Source organism: Sinomicrobium weinanense, assembly GCF_018863395.1.
Lineage (GTDB): Bacteria > Bacteroidota > Bacteroidia > Flavobacteriales > Flavobacteriaceae > Sinomicrobium > Sinomicrobium weinanense.
The window spans coordinates 228860-249108 of record NZ_JAHKRR010000005.1 but is presented as its reverse complement, the minus strand read 5'-3'; the positions used below and the strand labels follow the sequence as shown (position 1 = coordinate 249108).

The following is a 20249-nucleotide window of genomic DNA, read 5'->3' as shown; positions in this document are numbered from 1 at the left end:
CCCTTGGGTATGTGCCTCCGGTTGAGTACGCAAAGAAAAATCTCAGCAAGGCTAGCCTTGCTGAGATGAATCAAAAAGATGATAAAATTGTACTAACTAACAGTTCTAATTAGGGGAAGCTTACAAGATGATGATGCCACTTCTTCTGTTTATATTCACCGGATAGCTACAAATCCTGAATTCCGGGGAAATAACTTTGTGAAAATAATTGTCAACTGGGCAAGAGAATTTGCAGAAAGCCAAAGCAAGAAATTCATCAGAATGGATACCTGCGGACAAAACGACAGGCTGATCAATCATTATAAAAATTGCGGATTTGAATTTTTAGGGATCAAAAAATTAAAAAACACTTCAGGATTACCTTCACATTATCACAATGCAGACGTTTGCTTTTTTGAGATAGAATTAAAATAAAAATGGTATGAGGAAACTTCAGCTTTTTGAGTACGCCGGACCAACGCGGATATCGCAAAAAAGATCGTTAAGATCCTCCGGATCGGTAACAAAAAAATAAAAACAAGCAGGCCTAACAACTACGCCCGGTACAAATCCCGGGCGCAGTAAGGGACCTGTATTAAAGCGAAAACGCCTCTTTGATCTTATCTATATAATCCAGCTTTTCCCAGGTAAAGAGTTCCACCTCTTTTTCTATCCTCCCGTTGTAAGGCGATTCAAAGACCTTGGTGGTCGTTCGGGGCTGTTTGCCCATATGCCCGTAGACCGCAGTTTCGAGATAAATGGGATTGCGGAGTTTTAACCGTTCTTCTATGGCTGCCGGGCGCATGTCGAAAAGTTTTTCTACCACCCTGGCAATCTCCCCGTCGGTGAGGTCAACATTGGCTTTTCCATAGGTGTTGATGCTGATGGAAGTGGGTTCTACCACCCCGATGGCATAACTAACCTGTACCAGCACCTCGTCGGCCACACCCGCAGCGACCAGGTTTTTGGCAATGTGGCGTGAAGCATAGGCTCCGCTGCGGTCTACCTTGCTGGGGTCTTTCCCGGAAAATGCCCCTCCGCCGTGAGCGCCTTTTCCGCCATAGGTGTCTATGATGATCTTTCGGCCGGTAAGTCCCGTGTCTCCATGAGGCCCGCCAATCACAAATTTCCCTGTCGGATTGATGTGATACTGTATGTCGTCCGTAAAGAGTTTTTGAAGGTCAGCCGGTAATTGAGCCTTTACCCTGGGGATCAATATGTCGATGACATCGCGCTTGATCCTGCTTAGCATGGTATCGTCATTTTCATCAAACGCATCGTGCTGGGTAGAGACCACGATGGTCACAATACGTTGGGGAACATCATTGTCGCTGTATTCAATGGTCACCTGGGCCTTGGCATCGGGGCGCAGATAGGGAATCTCTTTGCCTTCCTTTCGGAGTTCTGCCAGGGTTTGGAGGATCTTATGGGAAATATCCAGTGCCAAAGGCATATAATTTTCCGTTTCCTTTGTGGCATAGCCGAACATCATACCCTGGTCTCCGGCGCCCTGTTCTTCCTTGCTGACACGGTCAACACCCTGGTTGATGTCCTGCGATTGTTCGTGTATGAGCGAGATCACTCCGCACGAATCCCCACTGAACTGGTATTCGCCCTTGGTATATCCAATATTGTTGATTACCTCCCTGGCAATGTTCTGAAGGTCCAGATAAGTTTTAGACTTTACTTCACCCGCAAGTACCACCTGCCCTGTGGTCACCAGGGTCTCACAGGCCACCTTGGAATCCGGGTCGAAGGCCAGGAAGTGGTCCAGTAATGCGTCTGATATCTGATCTGCTACCTTGTCCGGGTGCCCTTCACTGACAGACTCGGACGTAAATAAATAAGCCATTATCTTATTTTAATAGTGATTAATGAGGTGAGGAAAGAGGGATTGTCCGGAAATGCTAAAGCGGTTTGTCCTGTGGCCGGGTGTCGGGCCCGGAAATAAAAATGGTGACAGGAACTAACTGGTTTAGCATTTTTTTCATGAGGTTGCAATCAGTCAAATCCTTCCTCTCCAAAAAATTATGGCGACAAAGGTATAAAACGGATTTGAATTTCGAAATTAAACGAAGATGAATTTGTGAATTATGTTGTTCTGCGGTCTTCGTACCGGGAGTTTTGGGATTTAACTTTATTTTATTTGTTATATTGCAATATAAACCATTCAATCATAAATACATGAACTTAAAACACCAACTTACCGGCTTCCTGTTTCTCGTGGCCGCTTCAGCTTTTTGCCAGGAACTACAGACCGCAGGTCCGGATAAAGCAGGTTTTTCTTCCGGGCGTCTGGAATTGATAGACGGCATGATAGAAAATTATGTGGAACATAAAAAGGTGGCCGGGGCTGTTGCCCTGATAGCCCGGGACGGAAAGATTGTTTATCACAAGGGTATAGGGTATAGCGATATCAAAGAAAAAAAGAAAATGCAGCCCAATACCATTTTCCGTATTGCTTCCCAGACCAAGGCCATCACCAGTGTGGCCGTAATGATGCTGTATGAAGAAGGAAAACTGCTGCTGGACGATCCTGTTTCCAGATATATCTCGGAATTTAAAGAAGCCGGGGTGCTGGATAAATTCAATGCTGCAGATTCTACCTATACGACCGTTCCTGCCGAAAGGGAAGTGACCATACGTCACCTGCTGACCCATACCTCCGGGATAAGTTATGCGGTGATAGGGAGTAAAGAGGGCAAAGCCATTTATGCAAAGGCCGGGGTCCCGGCAGGTTTTGTTGCCGGGCCGCTGAAACTTGCGGATAAAATAAAGATACTCGGAGGGCTTCCGTTGATGCATCAGCCCGGGGAGCGCTTTACCTACGGCCTTAACACAGATGTCCTCGGCTATGTTGTTGAGGTGGTATCGGGCATGTCACTTGATCGTTTTTTTCATGAACGAATCTTTGAACCTCTGCAGATGAACGATACCTATTTTTACTTGCCGAAGGATAAACAGGACCGTCTGGCCGAAGTGTATGTGGAAAATGAAGCCGGCGAAACGGTAGAAGCACCCCAGGTAAGTCACGGAGAGATCAATAAGGACTATCCCTTGCTCGGCAGTACGTATTTTTCCGGGGGAGCCGGGCTCTCATCCACGGCCCGGGATTATTCGGTTTTTCTCCAAATGTTGCTGAACGGGGGGGAATATAATGGCAAACGGCTGCTCAGCCCGGATACCGTAAGGTTGATGACCGTAAACCAGATCGGTGAGAAGAGCCTGAACCACGGCAACAAGTTCGGTTTGGGATTTGAAGTGGTTACGGAAGAAGGCAGCGCTGCGTTTCCCTGGCATAAAGGCTCGTTTTCCTGGGGCGGTTACTTCGGTTCGCACTATTGGGCAGACCCGGTGTCGGGGGTCGTTGCCGTGATCCTTACCCAGGAAACACCCAATAGCGAATGGGGTGAAATATCTGCCAAATTCAAGAATATGGTGTATAGTGCGCTGGTGGAATAATATAAAAAATGCCTGAAAAGTTCAGTACAAAGCGTCATTCTGAACTTTTCAGGCCATCCCTTTTTAAGAAATCGGCTACTATCTGTGGAAATGTCTTTTTTTATGCCTCGGAAACCTCTTGTGTCTTTCAGAACTCTTTTTCCATGTGGCATACTGGTCTTCATTGAGGATGTCTTTCATCTTATGTTGTAGTTCCAGGCGGGCATCCAATCTTTCATTTATAAAAGCAAAGCGTTCGTCGACGGACCATTCTTTTTTAGTCTGTTTGGCCTTTTTGAATTTTTCGATATTGGCCTTTCGCTTTTCGGCCAGTTCGGTGTTCAGTTTCAGGACTTTCTTTTGCTGGGTTTCGTTGAGGTCCAGTTTCAGGGCCATTTGTTTGGTCCGTAGTTCGGCCCGCTGTTGTGGCGTAAAATCCTTAAACCGCTCTGTCCGGTGCATTTTTCTTTCGGTCCTTCTTTTCGTTTTTTCCTGGGCCATAACCCCGGTAACCAGGATTAGTGCAATAGCTAAACTCAATAACTTTTTCATGTCCGGTAATTTTTTATGATTTTATTACTTAGACCGGGAAAAAGAAAATGCGTTTAAAATAGAAGATGTGATTTGTGAAATGATTAACAAAAAAAGGGCTGTCTAAAAAGTAGTATTTACGTCAACCTGAACTTGTTTCAGGTTCTCATAACGATCATCCGATCAGCATGATGGGATGCTGAAACATCCCTTCGACTGTGCTCAGGGTAAAAGTTCAACATGACGGATTATAGTACTTTTTAGACAGCCCTTTGTCAATTATAGGGTAAGGATCAGTCTTGTTCCTGTAGTTCCACTATTTTGGAATCGCCATCTACAACGACCTTTAGCAGCCCTAGTTTGGACAAGCCTTTCATGCCTTTATCCCAGGCCTTGTTGCTCAGCTCGGTAGCGGCTTTGAGCTCTCCCAGCGGAAGCGTTTTCTGTTTTTTGAGAACGTCCAGAATGGCCTTTTCGTTGTCCTTGAGGCTCAGTGGTTTTTTCTCCGGTCTCATTTGCGGAAAGAACAACACTTCCTGTATGGAGGAATTATTGGTCATCAGCATTACCAGCCGGTCAATACCGATTCCGATACCCGAAGTGGGGGGCATACCGTATTCCAATGCCCTGAGAAAATCCTGATCGATAAACATGGCTTCGTCATCGCCTTTTTCCGACAGGCGTAGCTGTTCCTCGAAACGCTCGCGCTGATCTATGGGGTCGTTGAGCTCGGAATAGGCATTGGCCAGCTCCTTGCCGTTCACCATGAGCTCAAAACGTTCGGTAAGTGCTGGGTCGTCACGGTGTTCCTTGGTGAGCGGGCTCATTTCCCTGGGGTAATCGGTGATGAAAGTGGGTTGTATATAATGGTGTTCACACTTTTCACCGAATATTTCGTCGATCAATTTGCCTTTGCCCATGGTCTCGTCTGCAGGGATATCGAGCTTGTTACATACTTCGCGGAGTTCGGCTTCGCTCATTCCGGAAACATCAAACCCGGTGTGTTCTTTTATGGATTGCAGTATGGGTACGCGGGGATAAGGAGCTTTGAAATCAATTTCATTTTCTCCGACCTTTACCTTTGTACTGCCGTTGGAATCGACCGCAACCTTTTCGAGCAATTGCTCGGTAGTGTCCATCATCCAGTGATAGTCTTTGTAAGAGACATACAGTTCCATCACGGTAAATTCCGGGTTGTGGGTCCTGTCCATACCCTCGTTGCGGAAATCCTTGGCAAATTCATAAACACCGTCAAATCCGCCGACGATAAGCCTCTTGAGATACAGTTCGTTAGCAATACGAAGGTATAAGGGGATATTGAGCGCATTGTGATGGGTAATAAAAGGCCTCGCTGCAGCTCCTCCCGGTATGGGTTGGAGTATGGGGGTTTCTACTTCGAGATATCCCCGATCGTTAAAGAACTCCCGTATACTGCTGGTGATCCTGGTCCGTTTTATAAAGGTGTCCTTGACGTGCGGATTGACCACGAGGTCCACATAACGCTGTCGATAGCGCAGTTCCGGGTCGTTAAATTCGTCATAGACATTTCCTTCATTATCCACTTTCGGCAGGGGGAGGGGGCGCAGGGATTTGTTGAGGATCGTAAAGTCCTTTACCATAACGGTCTTTTCGCCTACCTGTGTGGTAAACAGTTCGCCGTTTATACCTATAATGTCGCCGATGTCCAGCAGTTTTTTATAGACTTCGTTATATTTGGTCTTGTCATCTTCCGGGCAGATCTCATCCCGATTAAAATAGACCTGTATCCTTCCTTCACTGTCCTGTAACTCGGCAAAAGAAGCCTTGCCCTGTATTCTTCTGCTCATCAGCCGGCCGGCTATGACCACCTTTTTGCCTTCTTCGTAATTGTCCCTGACCTGATGTGAAGTGTGGTCTACGGGATACAAAGCCGCCGGATAGGGGTCAATGCCAAGTTCTCTTAACTTACCGAGTTTTTCCCTCCTTATGATTTCCTGTTCTGAAAGCTGCATAGTCAAGCTGTAATATTAAATTCGGATCTTCGTTTTAAGAGTGCAAAGATAATTACAATTATATTTATTCTACTTAATAGAATATTTATATTCTGTTAGGTATGATATTTCTATGTTACTTTGTGCCTGCTTTTACATCTCCAGGGTAAAATAATACCTGTGACAAGGCCAATGTGCACTACGATCTGTTTTCGGGGGAGGCTTTTAGGTGTTTCAGGGTATGTCTGTACGTGATTGCAAAAAAAATATGTAACAAAAAAGAAAAGAGATAGTCTTATAATTACCATCAATCAAAAAAACAAAATATGAGTATCTGGAGAGTATTATTAGCTATTTTATTCCCTCCCCTTGCCGTACTGGGTAAAGGGTGCGGTTCTTTGGTCATCGTTTTCCTGCTGACATTGTGCGGCTGGATACCGGGAGTTATCGCTGCCCTGATCATTCTCAACAATCCCAACAGGTAATGGGTGTGTGTTATTAATGTGTCAATTTGATAATAAGTTAATGAGATTTGGGCCTGTTCCGCACCGCAAAGCCAAAGGGCTCGCAGCTAATTACAGATTTTGAACCTCAAACAGGCCAACCCGCAACCGGTCTTCCTAATAAAGTTAGCACTTTAATCTTTATCTTTGCAGGATGAACAAGCAAGTAGAAATACAGGACCTGGGTCTTCGCGATTACAAGGAAGTATGGGACTATCAGGAAACGCTTTTTAAAAGCGTCCTGGATGTCAAGGTGAAGAACAGGAGGGAAGGTACGGACATCGAAACGCCCAATTATTTTCTGTTCGTGGAGCACCCCCATGTCTATACCCTGGGCAAGAGCGGGGATATGCAAAATATGCTGCTCAACGAAAAACAGCTGGAAGAAAAGGGGGCGACGTTCTACAAAATAAACCGGGGGGGCGATATAACCTATCACGGTCCCGGGCAGATCGTAGGATATCCTATCCTGGACCTGGACAATTTCTTTACCGACATACATAAATACCTGCGTTTTCTGGAAGAAGTGATCATCCTCACCCTGGCCGAATATGGCCTTAAAGCAGAGCGAAGCGAAGGCGAAACCGGGGTGTGGCTGGATGTGGGAACTCCTTTTGCACGAAAAATATGTGCTATGGGAGTACGCGCTTCACGCTGGGTGACCATGCACGGATTTGCGTTGAACGTCAATGCCGACCTGGGCTATTTTGACAATATCATACCCTGCGGCATCCGCGGCAAGGCAGTCACCTCCCTCAATGTGGAACTGGGAAAACAGGAAGTCCCCCCGGAGGAGGTAAAAGAAAAGATATTACACCATTTCTCCCGGCTTTTCGGGTCTCGATACACCGCTCCTGCGTCGTGGCATTCGACCTGACGAAATAGATTGGCTTACGATAAAACGTCATGGCAGCCCTGGCGAAGAGCCTGTGGCTAGTCCTTTAGTTTGTTCAGGTAGAGGTTGACTACATTCTCTATGCCCAGGTAAAGGGATTCCGCAATAAGTGCATGGCCTATGGAAACCTCCAGGAGGCCGGGGATATTCTCTTTGAAAAACCGGACATTGTCCAGGTTGAGGTCGTGTCCTGCATTAATACCCAGTCCCATGGCACTGGCAGTTTTGGCAGCTTCCACATAGGGAGTGACCCCGTTTTTATCACCTTTTTCGTAGGCAGAGGCGAAGGCCTCGGTATAAAGCTCTATCCGGTCTGTCCCTGTGGCTACCGCCCCTTCTATCATTTGAACATCCGGGTCGGTAAAAATGGAGGTCCGGATACCATTTCTTTTAAACTCCGAAATAACATCCTGCAGGAACCCCTTGTGTTTTATGGTATCCCAGCCTGCATTGGAAGTGATGGCATCTTCGGCATCGGGGACCAGGGTCACCTGTGTAGGTTTGACTTCCAGTACCAGCTCCATGAATTTTTTGATAGGGTTGCCCTCTATGTTAAATTCGGTGTGAACAACAGTCTTAAGGTCTCTGGCGTCCTGATACCGTATATGGCGTTCGTCAGGCCTGGGGTGTATAGTAATCCCCTGTGCGCCATAGTCCTGTATGTCCTGTGCCATTTTCAGCAGATCCGGCACGTTGCCCCCTCTCGAGTTTCTCAGGGTAGCTATTTTGTTGATGTTTACGCTTAACTTGGTCATATAAAAGATAAATATGAACAAAAATACGAAGTTCATCCTGCTTTTTTCTCACATAATTTAATTAATTTGCTGTCCTAAACAACAGGGGACAAATATACCCGGGTTTATGGTGATCGGAAAAAGGTAATCGGGGGTCAAAACTTGACAGCTTTGAACCTGTCACCCCGTAATTTCGGGAATGAAAAATCTGGTATGGAGATCAATTCTTTCATAAATTACGATGTTTCGCCGGTTTCACCGGACGATACCATGAAGCAGGTACAGGAGCGTTTCTTTGAACTTGTCAATACCCATCTTCCCGTAGTTAAGGACGGGCATCTGGTAGGGAATATTTCAGAAGAAGATATGGGGAGTTTTGACCTGGAAAAAAAAGTGACCGACTATCTGTATGCCCTGGATGCTTTTTTCGTAAAAGAAGATACTACCTGGCTCGAAGTGCTGGAAGAATTTGCGAGGAGCAATACCAATATGATGCCTGTGCTCAGTGCGGAAGGAAAATACCTGGGCTGTTACGACCTCACCGATATTATGGGGCTGTTCAGGGAAACACCATTTTTTAACGAACCTGGAGGCATACTCATTGTGGAAAAAGGCAGTGCGGATTATACGTTCAGTGAAATATCCCAGATCGTAGAAAGCGATAACGGTAAATTGCTGGGAGCGTTCATTTCCCGGAATGAAGGAGACCTGGTACAGCTCACCCTGAAAGTGGGGAACACAGGGCTCAATTCCATCATGCAATCGTTCAGGAGATATGGGTACAATATTGTAATGGGCAACGAGGACGACATGTATATGGACAACTTAAAAGAAAGGTCAAATTACTTAAGGAAGTTCCTTAATATATAAAAAAAACAGGTTCCTCGACATGAAGGTAGGTGTATTCGGACAGTTTTATCACGATGACAGTGAAGAATATATACTCACGTTATTGGAAGCATTGGACGAGAAAGGGATAAGAGTAATGGTAGAGGCCAAATACTTGGAACTTATCCGGCATTTCTTGGACGAAGGAAAAGATTATGAAACGTTTTCCTCTTTTGAAGACCTCGATCCCGACTGTGATATGTTTTTCAGTATGGGCGGAGATGGCACCATGCTCAGGACCATTCTTTATATCAGGGACCTTGGGATCCCCGTACTGGGTATCAATACCGGGAGGCTCGGTTTCCTGGCCACGGTACAAAAGGAAGATATCCGCAAGGCGGTAGACAGCATATCCCGGGGATCATTTGATGTAGTGGACAGAGCCCTTCTCGAGGTACATACCGATCCTGTGAACCAGGAGCTTTCCGAATTTAATTTTGCACTGAACGAAGTGGCTGTAAGCCGTAAAGATACCACTTCCATGATCACGGTGGCCACATACCTGAATGACGAATATCTCACCTCATATTGGGCAGACGGGCTTATCATTGCCACCCCCACGGGTTCTACGGGGTATTCCCTCAGTTGTGGAGGGCCGGTACTTACACCGGACACTACGGGCTTTGTTATCACTCCCATAGCACCACATAACCTGAACGCCAGGCCCCTGGTAATCCCGGACGATACTGTTATAAAACTGAAAGTGTCCGGCAGGGAAAAGAACTACCTCATATCCCTGGATTCCAGGCTGGCCACCTTGCCCGAAGAGACCGAGATCACCATAAAAAAATCGACCTTTGCCATGAAAATGGTGGAGCTGCGGACCGAAAGTTTTTTGAAAACACTGCGGAACAAGCTCCTGTGGGGAGAGGATAAACGCAATTAAAACCCCACGCCTGCCAATACAAAACTTAAAACCATGGATGTAATAACCTTCTTGCCGATCCCGAAGCCGATTTCAGAGTCAATTGGAACAAGTTTAAACAAGCTCTCGGTCCCCAGAACAATAAAAGTGCCTTTAAATCTGTTTTTAAGCATACTAATTTAAAGGAAATTACCCATGAGCAATCTTAATTATTATATTTGCGAACTTTTAATGCGTATGAGGAAAGGAGCAGCTATCGTATTTTTTTTCATAGGCTTACAGGCAGGGATGGCCCAAATACATGAAATAGGGGTGTTCCTGGGTGGAAGTAATTTTATTGGTGATGTAGGACGCACTAATTATATATATCCCACTCAACTGGCTGTGGGAGGAATATATAAATGGAACAAGAGTAAGCGATATGCCTATCGGGCGCAGCTTAGCTATACCAAATTGAGCGCTAATGACGACGATTCGGGCAGTTCGGCAAGGGAAATGAGAGGATATTCGTTCTCCAACCGCATACTGGAAGGCTCCCTGGGTATGGAATTCCATTTCTGGGAATACGACCTGCACACTCTGTATAAGCCTTTTACCCCGTATATATATGGTGGGGTGTCGGTTTTTAATTACAGGAAGGTTGATGATTATTATGATAATGGCGGTACATTGAGTCCGAATTCGAGGAGAAAGACCTCATTTGCAATTCCCTTTGGCCTGGGGGTAAAAGGAGAGGTGCTGCCCAACCTTATACTGGGGGCAGAAGTGATAGCAAGGTATACCCTCGTCAATGATATAGACAACAGTGAGCCGAAAGATATCGCTAATGCCGATGGCAGGAATTATCCGGGCTTTGGTAACTATAACAGTAACGACTGGTATGTCTTCAGTGGCATAACCATAACATATACGTTCGGGAAAAGGCCGTGTACTTTTTGTTACGAATAAAACAAGGGCGATATCAACAGGATTCGGACCTGTTAAAGAATAAAAATTAAGATGGGATGATCATGTCCCCGCGATGAATATGCATTAATGAACAAGAAGAAAGACGCCATAGACAAGGAAAGACTGCCAAAGCACATAGCTGTGATCATGGATGGCAATGGCAGATGGGCAAAACAAAGAGGAAAAACGAGGGTTTTTGGCCATGAAAAAGGGGCTGGCGCAGTGCGTGAAATAGTAGAAGGATGTGCAGAACTCGGCGTGGAGAACCTGACGCTCTATGCATTCTCTACCGAAAACTGGAAACGCCCCAGGCTCGAAGTGGAAACCCTGATGAAACTCCTTGTTACATCGCTGCGCAAAGAGCTTAAGACACTCAATGATAACAATATAAAACTTCGTACCATCGGAAAGATGGAACAGCTGCCCCGAACAGTGTCCCGAAAACTGAAGGAAGTTATCGAAAAAACTGAGAATAACGACCGGATGACCCTTACCATTGCACTTAGTTATGGCTCCCGGGAAGAGCTTAAAAATGCCGTTCAGGAGATAAGTTTTAAAGTTAAAAATAACATAATTTCTGCCCGGGATATTGACGAAACGGTTATAAATGAGCATCTTTATACGCAAAATTTGCCCGATGTGGACCTGCTTATCCGCACCAGTGGCGAACTCAGGGTAAGTAATTTTTTACTGTGGCAGATAGCCTATGCCGAACTTTATTTTACAGAGACCCTATGGCCGGATTTTAATAAAGAAAAGCTGTATGAAGCAATTTTAAATTATCAAAACAGGGAACGTAGATTTGGAAAAACTAGCGAACAACTTAACTGAGAACAGCATGCGCAAGAGATATTTTGGAGTAATTATCGCAGTCTTTGTGCTTCTTTGTAACAATGCCGCTTTAAAGGCGCAGGATATTAAGTTTGATAAAGGTCAGAAATATATATTGGGAGGCATCGAGGTTACCGGGGTAAAAAGCTATAACAAGCAGACCGTGATAACCTATAGTGGACTTCGCGTAGGTCAGGAGATCACTGTTCCCGGTGAGCAGATAACCAACGTCATTAAAAAATTATGGAAACTTGAGCTGTTCAGCGATGTTACGTTCTACATTACCCGTACAGAAGGAAATAAGGTTTTCCTGGAACTGAACATCAAGGAAGTTCCCACACTCTCTACGGTAAAGATCGAAGGGATCAAGAAAAAGAAGGGAGAAGCTGTGCTTAAGGAAGCAGATATCAAGAAAGGAAAGAGGGTCACGGAGAGTTTTATTACCAATACCCGTAATTTTTTGGTCAATAAATACAAGAAACAGGGTTTCCTGCACGCTAAGGCCAATATTGTTACCGCTCCCGATACATCCCAGGTCAATGCCGTAAAAATGCTGGTCAATATAGACCGGGGCGAAAAGGTAAAAGTGAAGGATATTACCTTTAGTGGCAATGAAGCCCTGAAAAGCAAAACGCTCCGAAAAGCCATGAAAAATACCAAGCGGAAAATGTTTGGGCGTTTCTGGAAAAAATCCAAATTTATCCCGGAAGATTATAAAACAGACCTCACATCTCTGGTAGATAAATACAAAGAAAGGGGATACAGGGATGCCAGGATAATTGCAGACACTGTAATAGATAATAAGACCAAAAAGATAGGCATTCATATAGACCTCGAAGAAGGAAATAAATATTACTTCGGAAAGATCGACTTTGTAGGGAATACGGTGTGGTCCGACCGCCAGCTGTCATCCATCCTGGGGATCGAACCCGGGGATACCTATAACGGAGTATTGCTCCGAAAACGAATAGCGGATGAAACCAAGCCCGATGCCGAAGATATTACAAACACCTATCAGAATAACGGTTACCTGTTCTCAACCATTAACCCGGTGGAGGTGTCGGCAGAAAATGACACCATAGATTTTGAAATACGTATCACAGAAGGTAAACTGGCCTATTTTAACGATATCAGGATCTCCGGTAATGACAAGACCAACGACCATGTGATCTACCGGGAACTGCGTACCAGGCCGGGACAGAAATACAGCAAGGAAAATGTAATACGTACTATCCGGGAATTAGGTCAATTGGGGTATTTTGACCCTGAGGCTATTGCGCCGGAAATAAAAAATGCCAATCCCAATGCGGGTACTGTTGATGTCGAATACGCCCTGACCGAGAAAGGTTCCAGCCAGATAGAATTGCAGGGGGGCTATGGCGGAGGTGGTTTTATCGGAACGCTCGGATTGTCCTTTAGTAACTTTTCCATCAAAGATCTCTTTAAAAAAGATGCTTATAAACCCGTACCCATGGGAGACGGACAAACCCTCGCTCTGAGGTTACAGGCCAGCCGTTTTTATCAGACCTATAGTTTTTCGTTTTCAGAACCCTGGCTGGGAGGGAAAAAACCCACTCAGTTCTCGGCTTCACTATCGCATAGTCGGCAGTTCTATTACGACCCTTATACAGGTCGTCCGGATAAGGATCAGCGGTTTTACATCACCAGTTTTACCCTTGGGCTGGCCAAAAGGCTCGAAGTGCCCGATGATTATTTCAGCCTGTCCCATGCCCTTAGTTTTCAATACTATGATCTGCAGAATTATCCTATTGGCCTCTTTGGATTTGGAAGTACCGGTTTTGCCAAGAACATCGCATACACCGTTGCCCTTTCCAGGAATAACACTTACATAAACCCCATCTATCCCCTCGGCGGGTCCAAGTTTACCATTTCCTTGAGGGTAACTCCACCGTATTCCCTGTTTGACGGAGTGGATTACGGAAACCTGGGAGACAAGGAAGAGTTCTGGAGCAGGGATGAAGACGGAAATATAATGAAGGATGATGATAATAATCCAATACCCGATCAAGAAAAGATTGCCCAGGAAAAAATAAAATGGCTCGAATTCTACAAGATCAAATTCGACGGAGAATGGTATACCAAGCTGGTGGATAAACTGGTCCTGAAAACACAGGCTAATTTTGGATATCTCGGCGCCTATAATCAGGACAGGGACGTGGTGCCTTTTGAACGATTTTATCTCGGAGGGGACGGAATGGCTAACTATACTCTAGACAGTAGGGAGACCATTGCGTTAAGAGGATATCCGAATCAGTCGTTGTCAGGAGGTTCCGGTACCAGGTCATTAGGGTCTACCATATACAATAAGTTTTCCCTGGAATTGCGTTATCCGCTTACCCTGAAACCTTCGGCTTCAATATACGGACTGGTCTTTGCGGAAGGCGGGGCGGCTTTTGATGAGTTCAAAGACTACAATCCGTTCCAGTTAAAAAGATCAGCAGGTTTCGGTTTGCGTATCTTTATGCCCGCATTCGGATTGCTGGGGATAGATTTCGGGCACGGTTTCGACTCAATAGACGGCACCGGGCAAAAGAATGGCTGGGAAACTCACTTTATTATCGGACAACAATTTTAACTTTGGCACGATATTTTCTATAACTTGAATGACTTTATTATAAGGAATAGGGAAAATATAAATTTCCAGAATAGCCGGAGTTTGCCAAAAAAATTGTTAATTTCAGGCGAAATTTCAAACTGTAAAACAAATGAAGGCTAAAGTTCTTTTTATACTGTTGTGTATTTCGGTATGGGCGGCCTGGGGACAGCGAGGAGTGAGGATAGCATATATAGATATGGAGTATATCCTGGAAAATGTAGAAGAATACAAGGAAGCCAGTTCACAATTAGATTCCAGGGTGGAGAAATGGAAAATGGAAGTCGAAGAGAAAAAAGGTGTTATCGCCCAGATGAAAAAGGATCTGGAAGCTGAAAGAGTGCTTCTAACCAAGGAATTGATCGAAGAAAGAGAAGAAGACATCAACCTGGCCGAAGAAGAATTACGGGAGTACCAGCAGGGCAGGTTCGGGCCACAGGGCGATATGATACACCAAAAACAATTGCTGGTAAAACCTGTGCAGGACCGGGTGTTCAATGCCGTACAGGAAATTGCTTCCCGGCGGGCATACGATTTTGTTTTTGACAGGTCGGCCGATGTAGTGATGTTGTATTCTGATAAAAAACACGATATTAGCGACCAGGTTTTGAAAAGCATAGGGCGTCACCGGAAAACGGAACAGAGAAATTCGGGAAATGCCAAGAACCGTTTTGAGGAAATTAACCGCGAAGTAGATCCGGAAAGACAGGCCCAGAAAGAAGAAATAGAGCGCGAACGGGACGAAAGGGCCAGGACGCTGGAAGAAAAAAGACAACAGCGGATCAGGGAACGGGAAGAAAGACAGCGTGCATACGAAGAGAGAAGACAGCAAATACTGGAAGAGAGGAAAGCATACCGCAAAGCACGCGAAGAAAAAAGAAGAAAAAAACAGGAAGAAAAAGGGCAAAAGACAAACGAAGAAGAAGGTGAAGAGAACAATAACGAAAACAACAATTAACACTTAAACATTTATTATTCTTGAAATTATGAAACAATTAAAAACATTAGCCATTGCTGTAGTATTAGCTCTAGGTGCTGTAAGTTTTGCGAATGCACAGAGTAAAGTTGCTCACGTAAACGTGCAGCAATTAATGGAAGATATGCCAGAGATGAAAGCGGCTAAGGCAGAGTTGAAAAAACTGGAAGACCAGTATTCTGCAGATTTGAAGAGTTCTGGCCAGGAATTGCAGAATAGGATAAAACTTTACGAAAGCGAGGCTTCTACAAAGTCTGAGGAAGAGAATAAGAAAAGAGCAGAAGAAGTGCAAGGCATGCAAACTAATATCATGCAGGCGCGACAAACTGCAGAACAGGAGTTGCAGAAAAAGCAAATGGAGCTGATCCAGCCTATTTTGGAAAAAGCCCAGAAAGCTATTCAGAAAGTAGGGAAAACACAGGGATTCCAGTACATTCTGGATGCATCTCCGGGATCTGGTGTTCTCCTTGCGGACGGAAAAGATATCCTTCCCGATGTAAAAAAGGAACTGGGCTTCTAAGCTCTTGTTTAAGGACTGAAAATAAAGCCCGGAGAGATCTCTCCGGGCTTTTTATGTTTTGCTGCATATGCTTAATGCAGGCGGAAAAATTCTTTTTTACCCGAATACCCTTTTGTTGTTTTTTATGAGTTCTTTTAGCCGGTCCGGTTCATCGGTCTTTATTTTCTGTTGTAGTCTTTCTAGGTGCCGGGTGTTGTGCATGTCGGTGCCTATAAAGTCCAGCATGTCTTTTTTTAACAGTTTAACGGCTGTTTTATGAACGTCCCGGCCATAGTAAGAAGTAAGGGAAAGAAGATTAAGCTGTAAACGGCATCCCGCCTTTTTCAGCTTGTTGTACATGTCAAAGTTCTGGTGATAGAACATATAGCGTTCCGGGTGGGCCAGTACGGGGATGTAACCGGCGACCTGCATATCAAATAAAATATCGAACAGTGCTATCGGCGGGTTGATATATGACATTTCTACAAGGACAAACTTATCTTTCAGGCAGAGAATATCCCCTTTTTTTATCAGTTCCCGGAAAGATTCGTCCATAAGGTATTCTGCAGCCGCATCAAAGAAACGGACTTTGTTCTCCAGAGCAGGGCGTACTTCCTCCTTTTTTTGAGTAATGATCTCCGAGGTGTTGGGCCATACTCCCTGAATGATATGTGGTGTGGTAATTATACGGGTAATACCCAGTTCCGTGAATCCGCGGATCAGCCTTTGCGTATCTTCGATATCTTTGGCGCCGTCGTCAATTCCCGGGAGGAGGTGGGAGTGTATGTCAGTGTGGTCCCCTTCAAATAAATCCTTGAGATAAACCGTTTTTTTATGCGTAAAAATTTGCAAAATCTACGATGTTTGTATTATACATGCAAAGATAGTGCAAAAGTTATACAGAAGTTAGAGGTTAGAAGTACGAAGTTAGAAGTTTTGTTAAATTCATACTTTTCACTTTTCCCATCACCAGCTTCCGCTGGCACCGCCGCCGCCGAAGCCGCCGCCGCCGAAACCTCCTCCGAATCCACCTCCGCCAAAGCCTCCTCCGGAAGAAGAGCCGCCGCCAAAGCCGCCTCGTCCCAGGCTGCTCAGGATAAGGATATCCATAAGGTCCCCGCCCCGGGAGCGACCACCCGGGCCACCGCCGCCGCGGGAATTCCTGGAAAGTATGATGAGGATAATAAAGACGGCAAACAGTATAAGCACAAAACTACCGGACAGAAATCCGTCTTTGCCCTTCCTGCCTTCACCTTTGTATGCCCCGGTAAGAACCTGAAAGATCGTATCCGTGCCTTCGTCCAGTCCGGCATAGTAATTACCTTTCATAAAACGGGGCTTCATCACGTTTTCTATAACGCGTTTAGATAATGCGTCAGTGAGCAGGTGTTCTATGCCATAGCCAACCTGTATGCTTATTTTCCGGTCGTCTCTGGCCAGGAGTATGATTATACCATTGTCTTTTTCTCCCTGCCCGATACCCCATAAGTGGCCCCATTTTGTCGCCAGGTAATTTATGTCTTCTCCATTGGTGGAGGGAATGATAATGGTGACGATCTGGGTGGAAGTGCTGTCAGAATACCGTATCAGTTTTTGTTCCAGGGCACTTTTCTGCTGGGAAGTGAGAAGTCCGGTCTTGTCGTATACGCTGGTTTGCAGTGTTGGTTTTTCCGGGATATCGAACTGAGCAAAGGTCCATTGGGAAAGGCACAGGAAAAGGACTAAAAAATATGTGGGTAAAAGAGTTTTCTGCATTTTGTTTTGTGAGATTGCGGCGTTTCGATCCATGCTTTTCAGTGCCCTTTGGATATATTGTCGGGGAGCTCGTTAATGTCGTCGGTCTGCCAGGGAAAATGTTTTTTCAGTTGTTCACCCGCCATCAGTATACCCTCCGCCAGGCCCTGTTTGAATTTTCCGTGTTTAAAGTGCCCGGCAATAATGTCTTTGGTACTGTTCCAGAAATTGTCCGGGACCATTTCGTCAATTCCCTTGTCCCCGTAAATGGCAAAAGCCTTGTCTTCAACGGCCACATAGATAATTACGCCGTTACCGAGTTTGGTATTGTTCATTTTCAACTGGTAAAAGACTTCGATAGCCCGGTCATATGGAGCCAGGGAACCTGCCGATTTTTCAATATGTACCCGGATCTCTCCTGAGGTGTTGAGTTCGGCCTCTCGGATGGCATTGACTACTTCCTGTTCCTCTTCTGCGGTTAAGAAATCTTCTACTTTAGACATGTCCAGATATTGTAATTATTTTAAAAACCGAATCCCGGAATGTTATATCAGACCGGGAGTATACGGTTTCTGGGTATTTTGATTCCCGGATGTTAAAAATTAAAATCCACATCCGGTGCCTTTTCGGCGCCTTTGTCGGCAGAGAAACGTCCCATTTCATCAAAACCGAATGTTCCGGCAAATAAATTGCCTGGAAACCGCTTGATCTTTTTGTCGTATTTATTAACTGCTTCGTTGTAACGGTCGCGTGCTACATTAATTCTGTTTTCGGTGCCTTCTAACTGGGATTGAAGTTCCAGGAAGTTCTGATTAGCTTTGAGTTCCGGATAACGTTCTACGGTTACCAGTAAACGCGATAATGCAGAAGATAATCCGCTTTGGGCCTGGTTAAAAGCTGCTAATTGTTCCGGGCTGATATTAGTGGGGTCTATGGTTGTTGAAGTGGCTTTGGCCCTGGCTTCAATAACATCTGTCAAAGTCGATTTTTCAAAATCGGCAGCTCCTTGTACCGTTTTTACGAGATTGCCAATAAGGTCGTTCCTTCTCTGGTAGGTGCTTTCTACATCTGCCCAGGCAGTTTTGGCATCGGCCTGGAGGTCTACCATCCCGTTATAGGTTCTCACTCCGACAAAAACAAGTATTACAAGGATTATTACAGGGATTAACCACTTTTTCATATATTCTCAGTTTTTAGTTATTTCTCTTTTATAAGTGGGGATTTTTATTGATTTGTTACAGTCCGTCGGCATAAAAAGCAAAACTGAAGTTGCAAAACACTTCTGTACTTATAGCTGATCTTTTATTTTGATCAGTGTAGTTTTTATATTCTCTAATTTACGAATAATCTCAAAATTAGAAAGTGTTTTGTGTTTTTCTTCCTTCAGATGGATCTTGGCTCCTTCGAGGGTAAACCCCCTTTCCTTGACCAGGTGATAGATGAGTTGCAGGTTTTTGATATCTTCCGGGGTGAATTTCCGGTTGCCCTTAGCATTCTTTTTGGGTTTCAGGGCGTCAAATTCCTTTTCCCAAAAGCGGATAAGGGAAGTGTTTACCTTAAAGGCCCTGGCCACTTCGCCTATACTGTAATAGCGTTTTTCCGGAAGTTCTATATGCATATCTGTAATCGGTATTCGGTATTCAGTAATCGGTATTCAGTATTCAGTATATTTGTAACTGTTAACCGCTTACCGGTCTTCCATTAATCCAGTGACTGGTTTTCCTGTGAGGCAACGTGCAGCAGTTCTTCATATTCTGCCGGAGTTAAACTTCCGTAATAGAAATTAAGGGGGTTTATCCTTTGCCCGTCCTTGAATACCTCGTAGTGCACGTGGGGTGCCTGTGACCGGCCTGTGCTACCTACAAAGCCTATGAGGTCTCCTCTTTTTACTTTTTGCCCTTTTCTTACGTTGTATTTACTCAAATGAGCGTAAAGGCTTTCATAACCGAAGCCGTGTTCTATTCTTATGTGGTTGCCGTAGCCCGCGGCCCGGTTGTCCGATCTTTTCACCACACCGTCGCCCGTAGCGTATACCGGGGTGCCTTTAGGAGCGGAAAAGTCCATGCCCCAGTGCATTTTCCTGGCCTTGGTAAAAGGGTCTGTACGCCATCCGAAACCGGAAGCCATACGCTTCAGGGCCTTGTTGTTCACTGGCTGTATAGCAGGGATCGTAGCCAGGAGTTTTTCCTTGTTTTCCGCGAGTTTAGCAATTTCGTCAAGCGATTTGGATTGTACTACCATTTGTTTTTGCAGGACTTCCAGCTTTCTGGTAGTGTTAATGACGGTCTTGGAGTTATCAAATCCTTCCAGGGCCTGGTACCTGTTCACTCCTCCGAAACCTGCACGCCGTTGTTCCTCGGGGATGGGGCTGGCCTCGAAATACAACCGGTAGATATTGTTGTCCCTGTCCTCTATATCTGTCAGCACCTCTTCCATCTGCTCCATTTTTTTATTCAGAAGGGCAAACTGGAGCTCGTACTGTTTTAATTCCCTGGAAGTGGAAAGTTCTTTCGGGGTGTTTACAAGACCGGTGTTCAGCAAGGTAAACAGGCCTATCATACCGAATAAGAACGACGCCAGGAGAAAAACAAGGAAGTTCCTAACCTTCTTCCCTTTTTTGCCCTCGATTTTTCTGTACGAAAGTGTCTCCTGGTCGTAATAATATTTTACCTTCGACATAAATAAAAAATTCTATTTTTGCCCTGTGAATACAGGGGGAAATCCTTTTTGTTCAGGAATATATATTAACGTAACGGACAAATATAGAAATTGTTTTTGAGTTACAATAATTTTAGAAAAGGTTAAGATCCGGGGAAATGCGTTGCAGGGCCCTGACAAAAA

The 20249-nt window shown here is 45.0% G+C and carries 21 protein-coding genes; 11 read left to right on the top strand and 10 right to left on the bottom strand.

What is annotated here, in order from left to right; all coding sequences use genetic code 11:
• Nucleotides 1-108: 108 nt before the first annotated feature.
• Nucleotides 109-414, top strand: a complete 306-nt coding sequence (locus tag KN811_RS16050; protein WP_187965827.1) for a GNAT family N-acetyltransferase — start codon at nt 109-111, stop codon at nt 412-414.
• A 160-nt stretch (nt 415-574) separates the two neighbouring features.
• Here the strand turns inward: KN811_RS16050 and metK are convergent, their stop codons facing one another.
• A complete protein-coding gene (gene metK, locus KN811_RS16045) occupies nt 575-1831 on the bottom strand; it encodes a methionine adenosyltransferase (RefSeq protein WP_187965821.1) in 1257 nt (418 codons plus the stop codon).
• 332 nt (nt 1832-2163) lie between these two features.
• Here metK and KN811_RS16040 point away from each other — a divergent pair, with 332 nt between their 5' ends.
• On the top strand, nt 2164-3441 hold the full coding sequence (locus KN811_RS16040) for a serine hydrolase domain-containing protein (RefSeq protein WP_187965820.1): 1278 nt from the start codon (nt 2164-2166) through the stop codon (nt 3439-3441).
• A 78-nt stretch (nt 3442-3519) separates the two neighbouring features.
• On the opposite strand, the gene KN811_RS16035 is transcribed toward KN811_RS16040, so the two are convergent.
• On the bottom strand, nt 3520-3972 hold the full coding sequence (locus KN811_RS16035) for a DUF4890 domain-containing protein (RefSeq protein ID WP_187965819.1): 453 nt from the start codon (nt 3970-3972) through the stop codon (nt 3520-3522).
• Between the two features lie 272 nt (nt 3973-4244).
• Complete coding sequence (lysS, locus tag KN811_RS16030; RefSeq protein ID WP_187965818.1) at nt 4245-5942, bottom strand: lysine--tRNA ligase; 1698 nt, start codon at nt 5940-5942, stop codon at nt 4245-4247.
• 305 nt (nt 5943-6247) lie between these two features.
• Here lysS and KN811_RS16025 point away from each other — a divergent pair, with 305 nt between their 5' ends.
• Both KN811_RS16025 and lipB read left to right on the top strand, forming a co-directional pair.
• A complete protein-coding gene (locus KN811_RS16025) occupies nt 6248-6406 on the top strand; it encodes a YqaE/Pmp3 family membrane protein (RefSeq protein ID WP_187965817.1) in 159 nt (52 codons plus the stop codon).
• A gap of 172 nt (nt 6407-6578) precedes the next feature.
• A complete protein-coding gene (gene lipB / locus KN811_RS16020; protein WP_187965816.1) occupies nt 6579-7301 on the top strand; it encodes a lipoyl(octanoyl) transferase LipB in 723 nt (240 codons plus the stop codon).
• A 56-nt stretch (nt 7302-7357) separates the two neighbouring features.
• On the opposite strand, the gene KN811_RS16015 is transcribed toward lipB, so the two are convergent.
• Entirely contained in the window at nt 7358-8074 is a 717-nt protein-coding gene (locus KN811_RS16015) for a pyridoxine 5'-phosphate synthase (protein ID WP_187965815.1), read from the bottom strand.
• A gap of 150 nt (nt 8075-8224) precedes the next feature.
• Between KN811_RS16015 and KN811_RS16010 the strand changes: the two genes are divergently transcribed.
• The 7 genes from KN811_RS16010 to KN811_RS15980 all read left to right on the top strand — a co-directional run bounded on the left by KN811_RS16010 (nt 8225) and on the right by KN811_RS15980 (nt 15695).
• On the top strand, nt 8225-8923 hold the full coding sequence (locus tag KN811_RS16010) for a CBS domain-containing protein (RefSeq protein ID WP_345725286.1): 699 nt from the start codon (nt 8225-8227) through the stop codon (nt 8921-8923).
• A 19-nt stretch (nt 8924-8942) separates the two neighbouring features.
• Nucleotides 8943-9827, top strand: a complete 885-nt coding sequence (locus KN811_RS16005; protein WP_187965814.1) for an NAD kinase — start codon at nt 8943-8945, stop codon at nt 9825-9827.
• A 174-nt stretch (nt 9828-10001) separates the two neighbouring features.
• Nucleotides 10002-10754 (top strand): type IX secretion system protein PorG, encoded by a 753-nt coding sequence (gene porG, locus KN811_RS16000; protein WP_247716529.1) that lies wholly within the window; start codon nt 10002-10004, stop codon nt 10752-10754.
• Nucleotides 10755-10841: 87 nt separating this feature from the next.
• Nucleotides 10842-11585, top strand: coding sequence for an undecaprenyl pyrophosphate synthase (gene uppS / locus KN811_RS15995; RefSeq protein WP_187965813.1), 744 nt, complete (start codon nt 10842-10844; stop codon nt 11583-11585).
• A gap of 7 nt (nt 11586-11592) precedes the next feature.
• Nucleotides 11593-14181 carry an outer membrane protein assembly factor BamA gene (gene bamA, locus KN811_RS15990; RefSeq protein ID WP_187965812.1) on the top strand — a complete coding sequence of 863 codons (2589 nt, stop codon included), beginning with the start codon at nt 11593-11595 and terminating at the stop codon, nt 14179-14181.
• A gap of 130 nt (nt 14182-14311) precedes the next feature.
• Complete coding sequence (locus tag KN811_RS15985) at nt 14312-15157, top strand: OmpH/Skp family outer membrane protein (RefSeq protein WP_187965811.1); 846 nt, start codon at nt 14312-14314, stop codon at nt 15155-15157.
• A 28-nt stretch (nt 15158-15185) separates the two neighbouring features.
• A complete protein-coding gene (locus KN811_RS15980) occupies nt 15186-15695 on the top strand; it encodes an OmpH/Skp family outer membrane protein (RefSeq protein WP_187965810.1) in 510 nt (169 codons plus the stop codon).
• 96 nt (nt 15696-15791) lie between these two features.
• Here KN811_RS15980 and KN811_RS15975 read toward each other — a convergent pair whose 3' ends face one another.
• The 6 genes from KN811_RS15975 to KN811_RS15950 form a co-directional block, all read right to left on the bottom strand.
• Entirely contained in the window at nt 15792-16526 is a 735-nt protein-coding gene (locus tag KN811_RS15975; RefSeq protein WP_223129390.1) for a tyrosine-protein phosphatase, read from the bottom strand.
• Between the two features lie 114 nt (nt 16527-16640).
• A complete protein-coding gene (locus tag KN811_RS15970; RefSeq protein WP_187965809.1) occupies nt 16641-17429 on the bottom strand; it encodes a TPM domain-containing protein in 789 nt (262 codons plus the stop codon).
• Between the two features lie 38 nt (nt 17430-17467).
• On the bottom strand, nt 17468-17911 hold the full coding sequence (locus KN811_RS15965) for a TPM domain-containing protein (RefSeq protein ID WP_187965808.1): 444 nt from the start codon (nt 17909-17911) through the stop codon (nt 17468-17470).
• Between the two features lie 92 nt (nt 17912-18003).
• Nucleotides 18004-18588 carry a LemA family protein gene (locus KN811_RS15960; protein ID WP_187965807.1) on the bottom strand — a complete coding sequence of 195 codons (585 nt, stop codon included), beginning with the start codon at nt 18586-18588 and terminating at the stop codon, nt 18004-18006.
• Between the two features lie 108 nt (nt 18589-18696).
• Nucleotides 18697-19026, bottom strand: coding sequence for a MerR family transcriptional regulator (locus KN811_RS15955; protein WP_187965806.1), 330 nt, complete (start codon nt 19024-19026; stop codon nt 18697-18699).
• 83 nt (nt 19027-19109) lie between these two features.
• Nucleotides 19110-20087 (bottom strand): M23 family metallopeptidase, encoded by a 978-nt coding sequence (locus tag KN811_RS15950; RefSeq protein WP_187965805.1) that lies wholly within the window; start codon nt 20085-20087, stop codon nt 19110-19112.
• Between the last annotated feature and the right edge of the window lie 162 nt (nt 20088-20249).